This window comes from Tropicibacter sp. Alg240-R139, assembly GCF_900537075.1.
In the GTDB taxonomy this organism is placed as follows: Bacteria; Pseudomonadota; Alphaproteobacteria; order Rhodobacterales; family Rhodobacteraceae; genus Falsiruegeria.
Map to the genome: position 1 here is coordinate 1,144,518 of NZ_UNRA01000001.1, position 18,905 is coordinate 1,163,422.

The following is an 18,905-nucleotide window of genomic DNA, read 5'->3' on the forward strand; positions in this document are numbered from 1 at the left end:
TGGGAAGGCCCTGCAGGGTGAAATTGATTTTGTACAGTGATCAGGTCATTCCTGAGAATGACAAGGTCTACGCGCGCCTGCTCGACATGGCAGTGCCGACAAAAAAACAGGCCCGCCTGAGCGAGCCTGTCAGATTGGATCTTGTTGTCAGCTTACGCCAGCTCTGCCGTCTTTGCCGAAACCAGATGCTTCATCACGGTTTCAGGTGATGAAACGCCATAGGGGTCTTCGGGGCAGTTGTCCATCAGGCCGGGCTCTTCGAACCATGCCTCAACCACGCCGTTTGTAACGATGGCCGCATAACGCCACGAGCGCATGCCAAAGCCCAGGTTGTCCTTGTCGACCAGCATGCCCATCTTGCGGGTGAATTCGCCCGAACCGTCAGGGATCACCTTGACGTTCTTCAGGTTCTGACCTTCGGCCCATTTGTTCATGACAAAGCTGTCATTGACGGACATGCAATAGATCTCGTCGATGCCTTGCGCTGTGAAATCACCATGGCCGTTTTCAAAACCCGGCAGCTGGTAGGTCGAGCATGTGGGGGTGAAGGCACCCGGCAGCGAGAACAGGACGACGCGCTTGCCAGCAAAGTAGTCAGCGGTGGTCTTGTCTTCCCAGCGGAAGGGGTTGTCGCCGCCTACGGCCTCGTCGCGGACACGGGTGTGAAAGGTCACGTCGGGCAGTTTTGCACCAGCTTTCATCGTTCAAGCTCCTGTGAATTGGTGTGTTTCACTGGTGAATTAAAACGATTCTAAAACAGCTTCAATGGGCAAATTTGCTGCAGGCGCATGTTGTCGGTTTTACGTTGCGAAACAAATGTTTGCGCCGAGAATTCAAGCTTTAGATGCCGCATTTGCACCGCCCCGTGCATAGCCGCCATGCGATGCTGGTACTTTTTGTGACGCGGCGTTATGATAGAAGGGAATGAATGCTGACCCAAGCTTCACCCCCAGCCAAGGGACCCTGACGTGCGCGATCTGAAAATACCCGAGCAACGCCACCCGGAAAAAGCCCACCGCCCGGACAATGCCCAACCCAAGAAACCCAGCTGGATCCGCGTCAAGGCGCCCGGCGGCAAGGGCTATGCCGAAACCCACAAGATCATGCGCGAGAACAATCTGGTGACCGTGTGTGAAGAGGCCGGCTGCCCCAATGTGGGCGAATGCTGGTCCCAGGGGCACGCCACCATGATGATCATGGGCGAAGTTTGTACCCGCGCCTGCACCTTCTGCAATATTGCCACCGGCAAGCCGCCCGAGGATTTGGACGCGTACGAACCAGGCCGTGTCGCCCATGCGGTCGAAAAGCTGGGTCTGAACCACGTGGTCATCACCTCTGTGGATCGCGACGACATCAAGGACGGCGGCGCAGACCACTTCGCGCAAACCATCCGCGCCGTCCGCCACCGCTCTCCCAAAACCACGATCGAGATTCTGACACCGGACTTTATCAAATGTGACCCCGCGGTGCTGGAGGTCGTGGTCGAAGCGCGCCCTGACGTGTTCAATCACAACCTGGAGACCGTGCCGGGCCTCTATCCCGAGGTGCGCCCCGGCGCCCGCTACTTCCATTCCCTGCGCCTGTTGCAGCGGGTCAAGGAACTCGACCCCTCGATGTTCACCAAATCGGGCATCATGGTCGGCTTGGGCGAGGACGAACAATCCGTCCGCCAGGTCATGGACGACATGCGCGCCGCCGACATCGACTTCCTCACCATCGGCCAATACCTGCAGCCCACGCCCAAACATCACCGCGTCGACCGCTTTGTCACGCCCGAAGAATTCGCCAGCTACGAAAAAGCCGCCTATGGCAAGGGCTTCTTGATGGTTTCGGCTACGCCGCTGACCCGCTCGTCTTACCACGCGGGCGACGATTTTGCCCGCCTGCGGGATGCGCGTCAGGCCAAACTCGGCCAGCAATGACGCCCGAACAACTGGCGCGCCTGACCGCGCTGCGCCACGATCTGCACCGCACCCCCGAAATCTCGGGGGAAGAGGCGCAGACCGCCGCCAAAATCGCCCAGATCATGCGCGATCTGAACGCCGATCAGGTACTCACCGGAATCGGTGGGCATGGCGTCGCTGCGATCTTCAACGGCTCTGAACCGGGCCCCACCGTCGCCATCCGCTGTGAACTGGACGCGCTGCCCATCCCCGAAGAAACCGGCGCGCCCTATGCCTCTGAAACACCGGGCAAAGGCCACCTCTGCGGCCACGACGGCCATATGACGATTGTGATTGCAGTGGCCGAATCCCTCGCCGCCAAACGCCCCGCCAAAGGCCGCGCCGTGATGATCTTTCAACCGGCCGAAGAAACCGGCAAAGGTGCGCCTGCCTTCCGTGCTGACCCGCAATTCTCCCAAATCGCCCCCGACATGGTCTTTTCCCTGCACAACCTGCCGGGGCTGGCTTTGGGTCATGTCGAACTGTGCACGTCTGCCGCCAACTGCGCCTCGCGCGGCATGCGCGTGGTGCTCACCGGCAAAACCTCCCACGCCGCCGCCCCCCAGGACGGGCTGTCACCCGCCGCCGTGATGGCCGATCTGATGCCAAAACTGGCCGCACTGGGGCAGGGCGGCGACCTGAGCGCCGACTTTGCCCTGACCACACTGACCCACGCCCAGCTCGGCGAACCCACTTTCGGCGTCGCGCCCGGCCACGGCGAACTCTGGATCACCCTGCGTACCGTCACCGACACACGGATGGAGGCACTGGTGAACGAGGCCGAAACCCTCGTGCGCACATCTGCCCAAACCGCTGGGCTGCACGTCACCATCACCTACGACGACATATTCGAGGCCTGCACCAACGCACCCGAGGCCACCCGGCACCTGCGCCAGACCTGCCTGTCGCTGGACGTCCCCGTGCAGCTCACCGAAACCCCACAAAAATTCTCCGAAGACTTCGGGCAGTTCGCCAAATCCGCCCAGTCCGCCATGTTCTGGCTGGGAAGCGGCGAGGCCCACCCGCAACTCCACAACCCCGACTACGACTTCCCCGATGCCCTAATCCCGGTGGGAGCGGTCATCTTTCTGACCGCCCTGCGCACCGTTCTGGGCTGATCCGCCTAGTTCAGTAGATCACCGACGATCCCGACTGCGTCAACCACCGTCTTGGTGTCATCCGAGATCGACAGAATCTCGTCCCCAACCTTGACATAACGCTGACCTTTGGGCAGCGGTTTAAGCTTCCATTTGCTCAGGTCGTCGATGTAGTCGAAATTCAAATCACTCGGCAACTTGGCCCCACGGGTATAGCGCTTGATCTGCCCCGGAGGGACCTTGACGCCCTTGTCGACCTTGACTTTGGCGCCGCCCTTGTTGCCCCCTTTGTTGGGTTTGTCCTTGGCGTCAGCCATATCAGTTCCCAGAACCAAGGCTGACACGGCAAGCGCGCTTAGAACGATGTTGGCAATTTTCATAATCGACCTCCTGAATATGAGCACCGTAACGACCAACCCATACTGCGTCTACTCTGGTCTCCACCAAGGGCAAGGCCCGGCCTCGGTAGAGTGCAAAGCGCCCTGTAGTTTTGCTTGTGCAAACCTCCGGGTTGACGGGGGAGGTCAAGCGCTGCCCGGCGGTGCCAGGCTAGGGACAAGCGGTAGGCGTTTGCGAATTTCAAAATCAAAAACTTGCCCAGAGCTCTGGCCGTCAAACACCCTGAACTCGAAACAGCCGCAGTTCTCTAGGCAGGCCGAGACTGGCGATCTCTTAGGTTGACCGAAAATGCAAAAAGCTTGGCATCGAAACGAAATCACTCCCTCGTGACCAAAATTAAGTAAGCTTCAATTGAATTTGAAAGAGTGAGGGCGCCCAATTGGAAATGGTTTTTGGGTTAGTGGTTCTGATCGGTGTGTTGTTCCTAATATTTCGTTCTGGAAACGATGTTTCAGATGATGTGATTGATCCTTTTGATACATCGCCACACAAGGTTAAGACAAATAAATCGCGAAGCTCGACAAATCGCGCCCCGCGTGAAATGAGTCCGTTCGATAGTAGTAACGCCAAACATTTGCGCGAACCACGGATCCTGACCGGAGCGGCATGGATTACTGATGGTGATACAGTGACAATCAAGAAAACCCAAATACGCTTGTTTGGAATTGACGCTCCAGAACTGAACCATCCCTTTGGCGTTAAGGCCAAATGGGCGCTGCATAAACTTTGCAAGGGACAAGAAATTCGGGCCGAGATCGTTGATGTAGACGAATATGAACGAACCGTCGCAAAGTGCTATTTGCCCGACGGCCGCGATCTGTCAGCAGAAATGGTAAAGCAGGGTTTGGCGATCGATTGGCCCAAGTATTCTGGAAAGAAATATGCCCATCTCGAAGTGCCAGATATCCGCAAGAAGCTTTTCTTGGCTGATGCTCGACAGAAAGGCCATATGCACGTCTGGAAGCAATTCGAAGCCCGACAAGACAAGCGTTCTTAGGATTTGTGTTTGCTGCGGGATTTGCGTGGAACCATAGATGTTCGGTGACGCACTCTAAATTGCGGGATTCGAACTTTGGTATATCGGTTTTGACATTAGGGCTTCAACGAATTCACCGTCGCCCACTCCGGCCAGAACCCGAAATACTCAATCCCGAACAGGATCAGGCACACTCCCTAAACAGCCAGAAACCGCAGCACCTGTTTCTCGGACGGTGGGTTGCGGGCCCAGCGGGACATGCGCAGGAAATGGCGGATGTTCATACTCGGCCCCTTGAATCAAAACGTGCTGCATTGCGGCGCATCAGGCGGTGCACGCTTGGTGCACGGGTAGTGCACGCATATCACACCCCGATTTCAGCCGTTATTCTGCATCTGCAACAAAGCGCACCTTGCCGATGAACGGCAGGTTGCGGTTGCGTTGTGCATAGTCGATGCCATAACCCACGACAAATTCATCCGGGATTTCAAACCCGATCCAGTCCGAGCGGAAATCGACCTCACGCCGGGATGGTTTGTCCAACAAAGCGATGGATTTCAGGCGCGCAGGCGAGCGGCTTTGCAGCAGGTGGGTGACGTGATTCAGCGTGTGGCCGGTGTCCACGATGTCCTCGACCACCAGCACGTCACGCCCTTCAATTGCGCCGCGTAAGTCTTTGAGAATGCGAACCTCTCTGCTGCTTTCCATCGAGTCGCCATAAGACGACGCCTCCAGGAAATCGACCTCGATCGGCAGGTCCAACTCGCGCACCAGATCGGCAATAAACACAAACGAACCGCGCAACAGCCCGACGACCACCAGCTTGTCGGTGCCCTGAAATTCAACCTGAATCTCGCGACACAACTCCTCGATCCGGGCCGCAATGGCCTTGGCCGAGATCATCGTATCAATCACATATGCGCTCTCGCTCATCACTGCCCCCTTGATCTTTGCTGCGCAACATACGACATGATCGCCCAGAGTCACCCCAAAATATAGGCCCCCATGCCCACCCACTCCGAGACCCGCCATCTGCCGTACACAGCGCAACAGATGTATGATCTGGTGGCGGATGTGGGGCAGTATCCCAAGTTCCTGCCATGGTGCTCGGCAGCCCGGATACGGCGCACGCATCAAGTTGATGGGGCGACCGTGATGGATGCGGATTTGGTGATTTCTTTCAAGGTCTTCCGCGAACGGTTTGGCAGCCGGGTGACGTTGTTCCCGGACGAGCACAAGATCGTCACCGAATACCTTGATGGCCCCTTTAGTCACATGAAGTCCACCTGGGCCTTTGCCGATCACGCGAACGGCGGGTGCGAGGTTTCTTTCTATGTGGATTTCGAGTTCAAAAACGCGATTCTTCAAGGGGTTATCGGCGTCGTCTTCAACGAAGCGATGCACCGGATCGTGCGCGCTTTTGAACGTCGCGCAGCCGAGCTCTACACTTAAGCTTTACCAGACCGAAGGCGGCGCTAAACTGCGCCCCATGACTCAGCTGACTTCGCAATTGGCGGCCTTTGCCGCTGGCCCCGTGACCACAACTGCATCGGCCCGGCTGGTGACATCTCTTTCTGCGTTGGACTGGTTCGCAGTGGGCCAAGCGGGCCAAGATGAACCCGTGTCCAAGATCGTCCGCGACATGGTGTTCGTCGAGCAAGGGGCGGGGCAGGCGCATCTCTTTGGCGGCGGCGCTGCCCCGGGGCGGTCAGCGGCTTTGGCCAACGGCACCATCAGCCATGCATTGGATTATGACGATACCCATTTCGCCCACATCGGCCACCCTTCAGTTGCTGTGTTTCCCGCAGTGCTTGCGATGGCCGAGATGCGTGACCTGCCACTTGTTGAAGTCCTCGAAGCGGCGTTGGTCGGCATGGAGGTCTCGATCCGTGTCGGGCTGTGGCTGGGGCGCGGTCACTATCAAACCGGGTTTCATCAAACAGCAACCGCCGGTGCTTTTGGGGCCGCTGTGGCGGTCGGACGTTTGGTCGGATTTCAGGCGGACGGTATGGGGCAGGTCCTGGGCCTTGTGGCCACCCGCGCGGCTGGCCTCAAAGCGCAGTTCGGGACGATGGGAAAGCCATATAACGCGGGTCTTGCAGCCTCAGCCGGGGTCGAGGTTGTGCAGCTGGTGCAACGCGGATTTCAAGCTAACGCCGACGCGCTTGAGGGCAGTTTTGGCTTTGGTGCCACGCATCATGGTGAGGGCAACTTGGAAGAGGCGCTAGATGGTCTGGGCAATGAGTGGCTTTTCGAGGCGGTCAGCCACAAATTCCACGCCTGTTGCCATGGGTTGCACGCCGCGCTCGAGGCCGCGCGAACGCTGGACATCGCCGAGCCGGAGATTGCCGAGATTACGGTGCGTACTCATCCACGTTGGATGAGCGTGTGCAATCAGCCCACACCAACGACAGGATTGGGGGCCAAGTTTTCCTACCGTACGGTTCTGGCCATGCATGCTCTGGGGCACGACACGGCCCGCCTCGACAGCTATTCCGACGCGGTCTGTGCTGACCCGCGTCTGATCGCGCTGCGAGGCCGGATCAACGTCGAAGCGGATGAGAGCCTGACCGAGACCCAAGCCCATCTGTCAATCTTGCGCCGCGATGGCAGCCGGTCCGAGGCGACCCACGACTTGCAAGCGCCGCTGCCGCTCGCCACACGAGAGGAACGGGTGCGCACCAAGGCCGCCAAGCTGATCGGTGGTGCACTGACGGATGAAGTCTGGTCGCTGTTGCGCACTGGTGGTCGAGCGGCCGATCTGGCGGAGCGTCTGGCGTGACAGTGACGATGGGCAACCCCATGCGCGATGATTTGCAAAGTCGGTTTTCGCGCATCTCCGTTTGGTGAATAAGAAGACAGGGAGCTCCCGCGCCCGAGCGGACCCGACGTTGTCGGCTCCGCTAGCGGCTTTGGGCCGGGCGCCAGGCGCGGCGCCCGGCCCAACGGGAGGAGATGTTTCGATAGAAACATAGACGACGGACGGGAGTTCGCCAGACACCTGGATACCTTGCAGCAGTCTTTGTGCGGACTTGAGAAGGTCAAATAGAAAAGCGGGCCTCCGAAGAGACCCGCTTTTCGCTGCCCTTGCGGGCATAAGTCAGCCAAGGTGGGCTCAGCTGCTTATGTCATAGGCCCGTTCGCCGTGAACGCTCAGGTCCAGACCGTTTGTTTCGGTCTCGGCGTCTACGCGAAGCGGGGTGACAAGTGCAACCAGTTTCACCAGGATTACGGTCACAACTGCCGTAAAGACACCTACGATCACCAGGCCACCCAACTGGGCCGTCCAGCTTCCCAGGCCAAAGGCAGCGATCATGATGGTGCCAAAGATGCCGCCAACACCGTGCACGGCAAAGACGTCCAGCGTATCGTCGATTTTCAGAAGGTTGCGCACGACGTTCACGGCCTCCTGGCACAGGATACCTGCAACGGCACCAATCATCAGCGCCTGAACCGGGTCAACAAAACCGGACGCCGGCGTGATCGAAGCCAGCCCGGCGATGGTCCCGGTCACCAGACCCACCATTGACGCCTTGCCGTATTTGATCTTTTCCCACAACGCCCAGGTGAGTGACGCGGTTGCGGCCGAGATATGCGTCACGGTCAGCGCCATTGCCGCGCCGCCGTCTGCGGCCAGCTGCGAGCCGCCGTTGAAGCCGAACCAGCCAACCCACAGCATCGCAGCGCCGATCATCACATAGCCGGGGCTGTGTGGCGGGGTGGTGCGGTGACGACGCGGGCCAAGGATCACGGCAATGATCAATGCGGCCAAACCTGCGGTTTCGTGTACCACTATACCTCCGGCAAAGTCCTTCACACCGGTCTCACCAAAGATGCCGCCATCGGCCAGGAACCCGCCGCCCCAGATCCAATGCACCACGGGCGCATAGCACAGCAGCATCCAGAGGCCCGAGAAGGTCATGACAAAGCCAAAGCCTACACGTTCGACATAGGCACCAACGATCAGCGCCGGGGTGATAATGGCAAACGTCATCTGAAAGGCAAAGAACAGGATCTCGGGCAGGGTACCCGACAGCGTGTCCGATGTGATTCCGATCAACAGCAGTTTGTCCAGACCACCCCAATACCCGGATGTGCCACTGCCAAAGGCAATGGAATATCCCGCAACCAGCCACAGGATGCTCATCAAACAGGCAATAGCAAAGCAGTGCATGAACACGCTGAGTACATTTCGAGCACGCACAAGCCCGCCGTAAAACAGCGCAAGTCCCGGTAGCGTCATGAAGAGGACCAGGGCGGTTGCCACGATGATCCAGGCTGTATCGGCTCCATTCATGGGGCCTCTCCTTTTCGGTAAGCGAGTGGTTTCGAGCCTTGAAGCCAATGCAGTCTGGGGAAAAAAGAGGCACCTGTCGCAAAACCCGCCTGTTTTTGACGCTTTGTGCGATGTGGTGAAAAAATAGGCGGATTTTTGGTTAACCGCCCCTATTTTCAGCGATGCGTGAAAGTCCGATGTGCAGCAACTTTAGCGCATGATCCCGTGAGGCCAGGCGCACATGCTCGCGGCCACGGGCACCGAATTCGATGGTTTCGGTGGTGGTTTGCAGGCCTTTTCCCGCCAGCCCAAAGCACACGCGCCCCTCGGGCTTGAACTCGGATCCGCCGGGGCCTGCAATGCCGGTGATCGAGACGGTCAACTGTACAGGGGCATGGGCCAGGGCCCCCTCTGCCATTTCAAGCGCCACCTCTTCGGACACCGCGCCAACCGCATCCAGTGTCTCGGGCGTCACACCCAACATCTCTTGCTTGGCACGGTTGGTGTAGGTGACAAAGCTGCGCTCGACCACGGCGGAACTGCCGGGAATATCGGTGAGCGCGGCCGCAACCATGCCGCCGGTACAGCTTTCAGCGGTGGCAATCATGACGTTCAGGCGTTTGGCCTCGTCTAGCAGGTCACTCACGGTCATAGCCCGAGTACCCCATGCGAAAATCCGGCCAACAGCGCCACACCAATCGCGGCAAAGACACCCGCGATCAGGTCGTCCAGCATCACGCCAAGCGCATCGCCGCGCCGGTCGGCCCAGCCGATGGGGCCGGGTTTGGTGATGTCGCACAGGCGAAACAACAGAAACCCGGCGATCCAACCGGGCCACAGCGCCGTGATCTCGATCCCGTGCGCCCAGGCTGGATATGAAATCGCCATCAGTGCGATGAACTGGCCGGCAACCTCATCAATCACGATCTCGGACGGGTCGTGGTCGTCCTGCCCGGCGGTCATGACGCTAGTGGCCCAGATCCCTGCGACGATGACGATCACGGTTGCGACGGCCAGCAAGGGAAAACCGCCAAGCTGATGCAGAATATAAGCTAGGGGCAGGGCGACCAGCGACCCCCAGGTGCCCGGAGCGGGGCGCAGATAACCAACACCGCAAACCGTGCCGATTGCCTTCGCCAGCCCCATCATAGCGACACCAGGCAGGCAGAGGCGATCGAGGCGATGCCCTCGCTGCGGCCGGTGAAACCCAAACGCTCGGATGTGGTCGCCTTGACCGAAACCTGCCCCTCGTTTAGCCCCATGATCCGCGCCATTTCAGCGCGCATGGCGGCAGAATGCGGCCCGATCTTGGGGTATTCGCAGACCAACGTGCAATCGACGTTGGAAATGCGATAGCCCATGGATGCGGTCAACTCGACCGCATGGCGCAGGAAGATCTCGCTTGCCGCGCCCTTCCATTGCGGGTCAGAGGGCGGGAAATGTTGACCAATGTCGCCTTGCGCCAACGCGCCATAGATCGCATCCGTGACTGCGTGCATGCCCACATCCGCATCCGAATGCCCCTGCAACCCGCGATCATGCGGCAGCTTCACACCGCACAGCACGACGTGATCGCCGTCACCAAAGCGGTGCACGTCATAGCCATTGCCCAACCTGATATCCATGTCTGTCCCTAAGATCCGTTCCGCCCGGGCAAAATCCTCGGGTCGGGTTATTTTTAAGTTGTCGGCGTCGCCCGTCACGATAGCGACCGGCAATCCCGCATCCCGCGCCACCTGAACGTCGTCCGCCGCACCACCGGGATGAGCGGCGTGTGCTGCGACGATGGCATCATAGCGAAATCCTTGCGGAGTTTGCGCCGTATAAAGGCCATCGCGTTCCTGTGTGCCGCTTACTTGGCCATGCGCACCAGTCCAAAGCGCGTCCGTTACAGCAAGACCCGGAGCGGCCGCAGGCCTGTCGTTCAAGGCGATCAGCACATCCGAGATGACCCGCCTGCTGAGGCAAGGCCGTGCCACATCGTGGATCAAAACTTTGGTCACGCTCAGGTTTTCCAGTACAGCCAATCCGTTACGTACTGATCCTGCGCGATCTGTGCCGCCTGAAGCCAGAATGTAGCGGCTGCTTTCGAACTCTGCCCATGCGTCTCGATCATCGGCCGACAGCACCAATACGATATGATCCAATCCTGCCGCTTCGAACTTCGCCAATGTCCAATCCGCGACGCGCCGCCCAGCCAAAGACCGCCACTGTTTCGGAACACCGCCGCCCGCGCGCTGTCCGCGTCCTGCGGCGACGATGATGGCTGCTGTGGTCATGGCGTGACGGCTCCTAATCTGTTGTCATCTGTTTATGAGGTGGCGCACGCTTCGGCAATCACCCACGTCAACTTGCCTAAAAAATAGGCAAATGCCGATTTGATGCGCCTTGAAACAGTCCGTTTCATTGTGCCATTGGCGGCACTTCGTTACCAAAGTGGCACTTGCACAAGGATTAGGCACATTGACCCTGCGTCTTGCCAACAAAGATTTATCGCCGCCTGTGGTCCTCGCCCCGATGGCTGGAATCACTGACCGCCCGTTTCGCGATCTGGTTTCCAGTTTCGGCGCGGGCCTTGTGGTGAGCGAGATGGTCGCCAGCCAGGAGATGGTTCAGGCCAAACCCGGTGTGCGTGAACGCGCCGAGCTGAGCGCTGATGTGGAAAACACTGCCGTGCAGCTTGCGGGCCGCGAGGCGACTTGGATGGCCGAGGCTGCCCGTCAGGTGGCTGATCAAGGCGCGCGGATCATAGACATCAATATGGGTTGCCCGGCCAAAAAGGTGACCAACGGCTATTCAGGGTCGGCGTTGCTCAAAACCCCCGACCACGCTCTGACGCTCATCGAGGCGGTGGTCGCGGCGGTGGATGTCCCCGTCACGCTCAAAACGCGGTTGGGGTGGGACGACAAGCTGCTCAACGCGGCTGTTGTTGCCCGACGCGCGCAGGACGCAGGTGTACAGATGGTCACGATTCATGGGCGTACCCGCTGTCAATTCTATAAAGGACATGCTGATTGGGCGGCTATCCGGTCGGTGAGTGAGGCGGTGGATGTGCCCGTTGTGGCGAATGGGGACATTACCAGCACCCAAGCCGCAAGTCGGGCGCTGGAACTTTCTGGTGCGGCGGGTGTGATGATCGGGCGGGGCGCGCAGGGCAAGCCTTGGCTGCTGGCACAGGTCTCGCACGACCTGTACGAAACGTCCGCGCCGACCATTCCGCACGGTGCCGACCTGATCGACATGGTGCAGAGCCATTATCACGCGATGCTGTCGTTCTATGGCGTTGACCTGGGGTTGCGGGTCGCGCGTAAACATTTGGGGTGGTACATGGACGAGGCGGGCACAGCTGCTCTATTGCGCCGCGCCGTCCTGACATCTCGCGACACGGATGAGGTGACACGCCTCTTGGCCGATGCGCTTACCTCGACCGAGGAGGTGGCCGCATGACGTCGGATCAGTCCATCTGGGCCTCGTTGCCCGTTCCGGCTTTTCTGATTGATCCAGAGGACCGGATAGCCGACTTGAATTCCGCGGGCGAAGGTTTTTTGAATGCTTCGAAGAAAGCGGTCGAGGGCACTCCGGTTTGGGACCAGATCGCTATTGATGCGCCAATCGAAGAGGCGTTTGAGCGCGCCAGAACGAATGGTACACCGCTGTTTGTCAATGACATTGACGTCGGCTCGGGCAGCCGTGCGCCGTTGCAATGCGCGCTGCAAATCGCACCGCTGGTGGGGCATCCGGGCATGATGATCATGATCATCTCGCCACGCGAACTGGCTGGGCGGATGACTCAGAACCACACGGTCAAATCAGCGGCGCAATCGGCGATTGGCATGGCCGAGATGTTGGCGCATGAGATCAAGAACCCACTGGCAGGTATCACGGGGGCGGCGCAGCTTCTAAGCATGAACCTGAACGCCGAAGATCTTGAACTTACTGATCTAATCGTCGCCGAAAGCCGCCGGATCGTTAAGCTGCTGGAGCAGGTCGAGCAATTTGGCAATCTGAGTGCGCCAGATTTCAAACCTGTCAACATTCACGATGTTCTGGATCGCGCTCGCCGCTCGGCGCAATTGGGGTTTGGCGCGCATATGACCATCATCGAGGATTACGACCCCTCGTTGCCGATGGCCTTTGGCGATCCGGACCAACTGTTGCAGGTGGTCTTGAACCTGTTGCGCAACGCGTCCGAGGTAGCCGACCCTCAGAGGGGTACAATTCGCCTGCGCAGCTATTTCGAACACAGTTTTCGCCTGCGCCGCTCGGACGGCACGGGCCAGTCGCTGCCCTTGCAGATCGAGATCATCGACGATGGCCCCGGCCTGCCGGACAAGATCAAGGCCGATATCTTTGATCCTTTTGTTTCGGGGCGCGAGAACGGTACCGGGCTGGGATTGGCCTTGGTGAGCAAGATCATTTCGGACCACAACGGGTGGGTTTCGGTCACGTCTGTGCCGGGCCGCACGGTGTTCCGCCTGTCGCTGCCGCGAGTTCCGCGCGGACATATGGATAAGGAATAACTGGCATGGATGGCACAGTTCTGGTTGCCGATGACGACCGCACAATTCGCACAGTTTTGACGCAGGCGCTGACACGGGCAGGGTGCAAGGTGCACGCTACCAGCTCGTTGACCACGCTGATGCGTTGGGTGAGCGAGGGCAAGGGCGACGTGGTGATTTCGGACGTGGTCATGCCGGATGGCAACGGGTTGGAAATGCTGCCCAAGATCAACCAAGACCGGCCCGGCCTTCCGGTGATCGTGATTTCCGCGCAGAACACCATTATGACGGCAATTCAGGCGGCCGAGGCCGAAGCCTATGATTATCTGCCAAAACCCTTTGATCTGCCGGATCTGATGAAGCGGACAGCGCGGGCGTTGGACCAAAAACGCAAGGCCCCGCAATCTGCGTCCGATGAGAGTGGCGAGCGTCCGGACGACCTGCCTTTGGTGGGTCGCACGCCGGTGATGCAGGCGCTGTACCGTCTGGTGGCCAAGGTGATGAACACCGACCTGCCTGTGATGATTTCTGGTGAAAGTGGAACCGGCAAATCATTGATCGCGCGTGCTATTCATGATTTTTCCGACCGGCGCACATTGCCATTTGTTACCGTGACTGGGGCTGATCTGCAAAATCTTGAGGGGCCCGTTCGGGTGCTGGCGAGGGTCAAGGGCGGCACGTTGCTGATTGATGAAATCACCGACATAGACGAAGAGATTCAGGCTCGCATCGTGCGCATGATGGATGCACCGGGTGATCATGTCCCGCGCTTCATGGCCACCAGCCAGGGCGATTTATCCAAGGCCATGGAACAGGGGCGCGTGCGTCAGGATCTGTATTATCGCCTGTGCGGCGCACCGATTCATGTGCCCGCTTTACGCGAGCGCGTCGACGATATTCCGCTGCTGACAGAGCACTTCCTGGCCCGCGCTGAACGGGACGGTGCACCGAAACGCTGGCTCAGCGACGACGCCAAGGAGCTGTTTCGCGTCTACAGCTGGCCCGGCAATGTACGGCAGTTGGAACATGCCGTGCGCCGCCTGGGTTTGACCAGCCGGGCAATAGAGATTTCACGCACAGAAGTGGAGCTGGTCCTGGGCAGCCAGCCCGAGGTTGAGCCTGTTCTGGGTGGCGGTGATCATGAAAAACTCTCGGCTTCAGTCGAACGGCATCTGCGGCGCTATTTTGATCTGCACGGGGACATGTTACCTCCGCCGGGTCTATATCAGCGGATCCTGCGCGAGATTGAGGCACCTCTGATCGAAATTGCCCTCGATGCCACTGGTGGAAATCAGGCGAAATGCGCCGATCTGCTGGGGATCAATCGAAATACGCTGCGGAAAAAGATCACGGATCTGGATATTCAGGTGACACGGCGCCGCAAACTGATGTAATATCGCCACACAAACCGTGTCATCTGGGTTATGACCTAGGATAGATCACGAAATATGGCGGTTCGTTGCGCAAGCAACACATCAGTATGAGGGCAGCAGGTGGCAACGCGGTCACAGAACGGGCCAATCTTTTCGATTAGCCGGTGGCGAAAAACCCGAAAAGCCCGCAATTTGGGGACCTTGGGCCTTGTGGTTCTGGGCCCTTTTCTGACGCTTGCAACCTATCTGGCGATCGGCCCGTTTGATCAGGGCGCATCGTCAATGGCGCTGCGACTCATCCTGCTCGCGGATCTCGTCTATATTCTCGTTCTTGCGGCCTTGGTATTGGGGCAGGTGGGTCGGTTGATTGCGGCGCGCCGGGCCAAATCGGCGGGTTCCCGCCTGCACTTGCGCCTGATCGGTGTGTTTGCCCTGCTGGCGCTGATTCCGGCGGTGACGGTGGCGATTTTCGCAGGCCTGACCCTGAATGTCGGTCTTGAGGGGTGGTTTTCGGATCGGGTGCGCGCTGTGGTGGGGTCATCCCTGACTGCGGCTGAGGCGTATGAGAACGAGCAGCGGGTGGACCTGTCCGAGGATGCATTGGCTTTAGCCCAGTTTCTGGACCAAAGCCGGGGCGTGAATTTCTTTATTAACGATGCCGAGTTTCGGCAGTTGTTGGCGCAAGGACAATCGCAGATCCAACGGGGACTGCGCGAGGCTTATGTGATTGACGGAACCGGGGAAATCCTTTTTCGCGGTGACCGTTCCTATCTGTTTGATTTCGAGCGTCCACGCCCGGAACAAATTGCCGAGGCGCAGAAAAGCAGATTGTTGATCATACAGGATTGGGACAACAACGAGTTTCGCGCTCTGGTGCCTTTGAACGCTTTCCTGGATCGCTATCTTTATGTCAGCCGCGAAGTGGACGGACAGCTGTTAAACCTTTTGGACGACACAAAGGAAACGGCGAAGTTTTACCAACAGCTGGAAAGCGAACGGGGCCGCGTCTTGTTCCAATTTGGCTTGCTGTATCTGGGGTTTGCCGTGATCTTGCTGCTAGCGGCCGTTTGGTTGGGCCTTTGGTTTGCCGAACGTCTGTCGCGTCCAGTTGGGCGTCTAACCACCGCGGCTCAGCGCGTGGGCGGCGGTGATCTGGCAGTACAGGTGGTCGATGATGGCGGTGATGACGAAATTGCCATGTTGGGCCGCTATTTCAACCAAATGACGCGACAGCTGAAGGGGCAGCGTGATGCTCTGCTGGAAAACACCCGACAGATTGAACAGCGACGGCGGCTTTTTGATTCTGTCCTGTCTTCGGTGACATCCGGCGTTGTCGGGCTTGATCCAGATGGGCGCGTGACATTTGTAAACCGATCCGCAGAGCGCCTGTTGGATTGGTCGGGCGGTGAACAGAGCCTTGCCCTTGGTATTGCTGTACCGGAATTCGTACCGTTGTTTGAAACGATGCAGTCTACGGGGGCCGAGACGGTACAAGGCGAGATCAAGGTGACCCGAAAGGGGAGACTGGAGAACCTGTTGGTCCGCATGTCGACTCGACGGGGTGAGGATGGTGGGCTCGAAGGCTACGTGGTGGCCTTTGATGACGTGACCGATCTGGTCAGCGCGCAACGGCTGGCGGCCTGGGGTGACGTTGCGCGCCGGATTGCCCATGAGATCAAAAACCCTCTTACACCTATTCAGCTAAGTGCTGAGCGAATTAAGCGCAAATTCTCACGCGCATTGCCTGAGGAAGATTCTGAAAAGCTCAACGCTATGACAGATGTGATCGTGCGTCAGACCAACGATCTGCGCCGCATTGTCGATGAGTTTTCGAAATTCGCCCGCATGCCTGAACCTGACCGCCGAGCCGAGGATCTGACGCAGCTAGTACGTGATGCGGTGCTGTTGCAGCAAACCGGGCAGCCCGATCTGCGCATAGTGTCCGATGTGCCAGACGATCCGATCATGACGGATGTGGACGCAACGATGATGTCGCAGGCGCTGACTAATTTGATCAAGAACGCCGGCGAGGCCGTTGAAACGCTCAAGAAAAAAGGCGCACCAGATAATCTGGCGCCGCAGATCCAAGTAAGCCTGAGCGACAGTAACGCCGGGATCATCATTACAATTGCCGACAATGGCATCGGCCTGCCCGAAGATCGGGCACGGCTGTTCGAGCCTTATGTCACAACGCGGGACGAAGGGACGGGCCTGGGCTTGCCCATTGTCAAAAAGATCATCGAGGAACACGGCGGCACCCTCGTGCTTGAGGATGCACCTGTCTTTGACGGGCAGGACCATTTTGGCGCGATGGCTGTGATCCGACTGTTGCGGGACGATCCGCAGAAATCCAAGGCGCCGACTGAACAGGCGACAAAAACACTAGTGAAAGCAGGACAATATGAGTGATATTCTGATCGTTGACGACGAACGCGATATTCGCGAACTGGTGTCCGACATTTTGGAGGACGAAGGGTTCTCGACACGGCTCGCTGGCAATTCCGATGACTGCATGGCCGAAATAAATGCGGAACCTCCGGGGCTGCTCATTCTGGACATATGGCTGAAAGACAGCCGCATGGACGGTATCGACATCCTCAAGGCGGTGAAACGGGATAATCCGGATGTGCCCGTGGTGATCATTTCAGGTCATGGCAATATCGAGATCGCGGTCGCGGCGATCAAGCAAGGCGCCTATGACTTCATCGAGAAGCCATTTAACATCGACCAGCTTATGGTGGTGATCCGCCGCGCGATGGAGGCGTCGCGCCTGCGTCGTGAAAACAGTGCGCTGAAGCGGCGCGAGGTGACCAGTTCGGATATGATCGGCAGTTCCGCCGCTTATCGAACGATGGTAGGGCAGCTGGACAAAGTCACAAAATCCAATGGCCGCGTCATGCTGAAAGGCCCCGCTGGGGCGGGCAAGGAAATCGCCGCGCGCTATATTCATGCCCATTCCAACCGCGCCAACGCGCCGTTTGTAACGGTAAACTGCGCAGGGATCGAACCCGAACGCGTTGAAGAAGTGCTGTTTGGCCGCGAGTCTACCGAACGCGGTGTGGAATCAGGGCTGCTGGAACAGGCCCATGGCGGTGTGGTCTATTTCGACGAGGTTGCGGATATGCCACTGGGCACGCAGTCGAAAATACTTCGGGTGCTTGTCGATCAACAGTTCCAGCGTGTCGGCGGCAGCGATAAGGTGCGCGTCGATCTGCGGGTGATTTCGTCCACCAACAAGGATCTGGACACTGAAATCCGCGCCGATCGGTTCCGTGAAGAGCTGTATCACCGTTTGAACGTGGTGCCGATTGCCGTGCCCTCGCTGGAAGAACGCCGCGAGGATATACCGGTTCTGGCGGATCACTTTATCGAGGTCTGTAACTCGACCCAAGGTCTGCCACAGCGTGACCTCAGCGACGAAGCGGTGGCGTTGATGCAGACGATGCAATGGCCCGGCAACGTGCGCCAACTCAAAAACCTGGTCGAGCGGGTTTTGATCCTGGGTGACAGCAACGGCCCGATTGAGGCGCGCGAACTTCCCAGCGAGGAAGAAAAGCAGAGCGACGATGGCCGTGTGGTGCTTTCGGGTGCGTTGGCGACCCTGCCGCTGCGCGAGGCGCGCGAAGCATTCGAACGGGAATACCTGCTGACTCAGATCAATCGGTTTGGCGGCAATATCAGTCGCACCGCGAGCTTTGTTGGCATGGAACGCAGCGCACTGCATCGCAAGCTCAAATCACTGGGGGTTGTAACCTCGACCAAGGCAGGTGCCCGAGTTGCCCACGTAGATGATGACGCAACAGAAACAGAAGCAACCGAGGCCGCCGAATAATCGGCGGTTTCACCCTTGCTTGCTGGCAATGGTTGGCGTGATGATTTGGAACGATCCGTCTTCGAATTTGACGAAACATGAAGCAGACGACAGCGGCGGCAATTTGGTTGTGCGCTGTTGTGGGACTTGCGATTTCACATTCTGCTTGCACGGTTCCAGCGTAACCGGCTGATAGCCCCGGCGCGCCATGCACTGCGCTTCGACCTGACCGCGCAGACCTGCGTTTGCGTCTACGGTGTAGATGCGACCAGGCTCCCAATATCCGGGCGTTTGATAGCACTGTCCGGCAGAATTACAGATGGTTCGACCCGGAAAGAAGATGGGCGGGCTTTGCCGTACCTGATTGGCCACCGGAGCATCCTTGAGCGCTGCCACCTGGCAGTCGATCGTGTCGGACTGCATCCGAGACACAGATGCCCCCTCGCGATAATAGATCGACAAGGAACTGCAGGCTGCCAATGGCACGGACAAAACAATCAGGCGAAACAACATCTTCATGGTCGCATTCTG

Annotated in this window: 18 protein-coding genes; 10 read left to right on the forward strand and 8 right to left on the reverse strand. The window is 58.6% G+C overall.

Going from position 1 to position 18,905, the window contains the following annotated elements:
* Positions 1-152: 152 nt before the first annotated feature.
* Positions 153-701 carry a peroxiredoxin gene (locus tag G6R15_RS05560; RefSeq protein WP_164658797.1) on the reverse strand — a complete coding sequence of 183 codons (549 nt, stop codon included), beginning with the start codon at positions 699-701 and terminating at the stop codon, positions 153-155.
* Between the two features lie 267 nt (positions 702-968).
* Here G6R15_RS05560 and lipA point away from each other — a divergent pair, with 267 nt between their 5' ends.
* Positions 969-1,922, forward strand: a complete 954-nt coding sequence (lipA, locus tag G6R15_RS05565) for a lipoyl synthase (protein ID WP_164658799.1) — start codon at positions 969-971, stop codon at positions 1,920-1,922.
* Positions 1,919-3,061: an amidohydrolase gene (locus tag G6R15_RS05570; RefSeq protein WP_164658801.1), complete on the forward strand. Its 1,143-nt coding sequence runs from the start codon at positions 1,919-1,921 to the stop codon at positions 3,059-3,061. Before lipA ends, G6R15_RS05570 begins: the two co-directional genes overlap by 4 nt.
* A gap of 5 nt (positions 3,062-3,066) precedes the next feature.
* Here G6R15_RS05570 and G6R15_RS05575 read toward each other — a convergent pair whose 3' ends face one another.
* On the reverse strand, positions 3,067-3,420 hold the full coding sequence (locus G6R15_RS05575; protein ID WP_164658802.1) for a hypothetical protein: 354 nt from the start codon (positions 3,418-3,420) through the stop codon (positions 3,067-3,069).
* A gap of 404 nt (positions 3,421-3,824) precedes the next feature.
* Here G6R15_RS05575 and G6R15_RS05580 point away from each other — a divergent pair, with 404 nt between their 5' ends.
* Positions 3,825-4,436 (forward strand): thermonuclease family protein, encoded by a 612-nt coding sequence (locus G6R15_RS05580; RefSeq protein ID WP_240336697.1) that lies wholly within the window; start codon positions 3,825-3,827, stop codon positions 4,434-4,436.
* A 363-nt stretch (positions 4,437-4,799) separates the two neighbouring features.
* Here the strand turns inward: G6R15_RS05580 and hpt are convergent, their stop codons facing one another.
* Complete coding sequence (hpt, locus tag G6R15_RS05585; protein WP_164658804.1) at positions 4,800-5,348, reverse strand: hypoxanthine phosphoribosyltransferase; 549 nt, start codon at positions 5,346-5,348, stop codon at positions 4,800-4,802.
* A gap of 72 nt (positions 5,349-5,420) precedes the next feature.
* Here hpt and G6R15_RS05590 point away from each other — a divergent pair, with 72 nt between their 5' ends.
* Together G6R15_RS05590 and G6R15_RS05595 are read left to right on the forward strand one after the other, a co-directional pair.
* Positions 5,421-5,867, forward strand: a complete 447-nt coding sequence (locus G6R15_RS05590) for a type II toxin-antitoxin system RatA family toxin (RefSeq protein ID WP_164658805.1) — start codon at positions 5,421-5,423, stop codon at positions 5,865-5,867.
* 37 nt (positions 5,868-5,904) lie between these two features.
* A complete protein-coding gene (locus G6R15_RS05595) occupies positions 5,905-7,197 on the forward strand; it encodes an MmgE/PrpD family protein (RefSeq protein WP_164658806.1) in 1,293 nt (430 codons plus the stop codon).
* 333 nt (positions 7,198-7,530) lie between these two features.
* On the opposite strand, the gene G6R15_RS05600 is transcribed toward G6R15_RS05595, so the two are convergent.
* The 4 genes from G6R15_RS05600 to G6R15_RS05615 all read right to left on the reverse strand — a co-directional run bounded on the left by G6R15_RS05600 (position 7,531) and on the right by G6R15_RS05615 (position 10,970).
* A complete protein-coding gene (locus G6R15_RS05600; RefSeq protein WP_164658807.1) occupies positions 7,531-8,712 on the reverse strand; it encodes an ammonium transporter in 1,182 nt (393 codons plus the stop codon).
* Between the two features lie 139 nt (positions 8,713-8,851).
* Positions 8,852-9,343: a CinA family protein gene (locus G6R15_RS05605; protein ID WP_164658808.1), complete on the reverse strand. Its 492-nt coding sequence runs from the start codon at positions 9,341-9,343 to the stop codon at positions 8,852-8,854.
* Positions 9,340-9,837 (reverse strand): phosphatidylglycerophosphatase A, encoded by a 498-nt coding sequence (locus tag G6R15_RS05610; RefSeq protein WP_164659270.1) that lies wholly within the window; start codon positions 9,835-9,837, stop codon positions 9,340-9,342. The genes G6R15_RS05605 and G6R15_RS05610 overlap by 4 nt, the downstream gene beginning before the upstream one ends.
* A complete protein-coding gene (locus G6R15_RS05615; protein WP_164658809.1) occupies positions 9,837-10,970 on the reverse strand; it encodes a bifunctional 2-C-methyl-D-erythritol 4-phosphate cytidylyltransferase/2-C-methyl-D-erythritol 2,4-cyclodiphosphate synthase in 1,134 nt (377 codons plus the stop codon). The genes G6R15_RS05610 and G6R15_RS05615 overlap by 1 nt, the downstream gene beginning before the upstream one ends.
* Positions 10,971-11,154: 184 nt before the next feature.
* Here G6R15_RS05615 and dusB point away from each other — a divergent pair, with 184 nt between their 5' ends.
* The 5 genes from dusB (at position 11,155) to G6R15_RS05640 (ending at position 18,395) form a co-directional block, all read left to right on the forward strand.
* Positions 11,155-12,138 carry a tRNA dihydrouridine synthase DusB gene (gene dusB, locus G6R15_RS05620; protein ID WP_164658810.1) on the forward strand — a complete coding sequence of 328 codons (984 nt, stop codon included), beginning with the start codon at positions 11,155-11,157 and terminating at the stop codon, positions 12,136-12,138.
* The gene (locus G6R15_RS05625) at positions 12,135-13,211 is read left to right on the forward strand and encodes a nitrogen regulation protein NR(II) (RefSeq protein ID WP_164658811.1); all 1,077 of its coding nucleotides are present in this window, start codon (positions 12,135-12,137) and stop codon (positions 13,209-13,211) included. Before dusB ends, G6R15_RS05625 begins: the two co-directional genes overlap by 4 nt.
* A 5-nt stretch (positions 13,212-13,216) precedes the next feature.
* Positions 13,217-14,584 carry a response regulator gene (locus G6R15_RS05630; protein ID WP_164658812.1) on the forward strand — a complete coding sequence of 456 codons (1,368 nt, stop codon included), beginning with the start codon at positions 13,217-13,219 and terminating at the stop codon, positions 14,582-14,584.
* Between the two features lie 99 nt (positions 14,585-14,683).
* Positions 14,684-16,972: a PAS domain-containing sensor histidine kinase gene (locus G6R15_RS05635; protein ID WP_164658813.1), complete on the forward strand. Its 2,289-nt coding sequence runs from the start codon at positions 14,684-14,686 to the stop codon at positions 16,970-16,972.
* Positions 16,965-18,395 (forward strand): sigma-54 dependent transcriptional regulator, encoded by a 1,431-nt coding sequence (locus tag G6R15_RS05640; RefSeq protein WP_164658814.1) that lies wholly within the window; start codon positions 16,965-16,967, stop codon positions 18,393-18,395. Before G6R15_RS05635 ends, G6R15_RS05640 begins: the two co-directional genes overlap by 8 nt.
* A gap of 9 nt (positions 18,396-18,404) precedes the next feature.
* On the opposite strand, the gene G6R15_RS05645 is transcribed toward G6R15_RS05640, so the two are convergent.
* Entirely contained in the window at positions 18,405-18,893 is a 489-nt protein-coding gene (locus tag G6R15_RS05645) for a hypothetical protein (RefSeq protein WP_164658815.1), read from the reverse strand.
* Positions 18,894-18,905 lie beyond the last annotated feature (12 nt).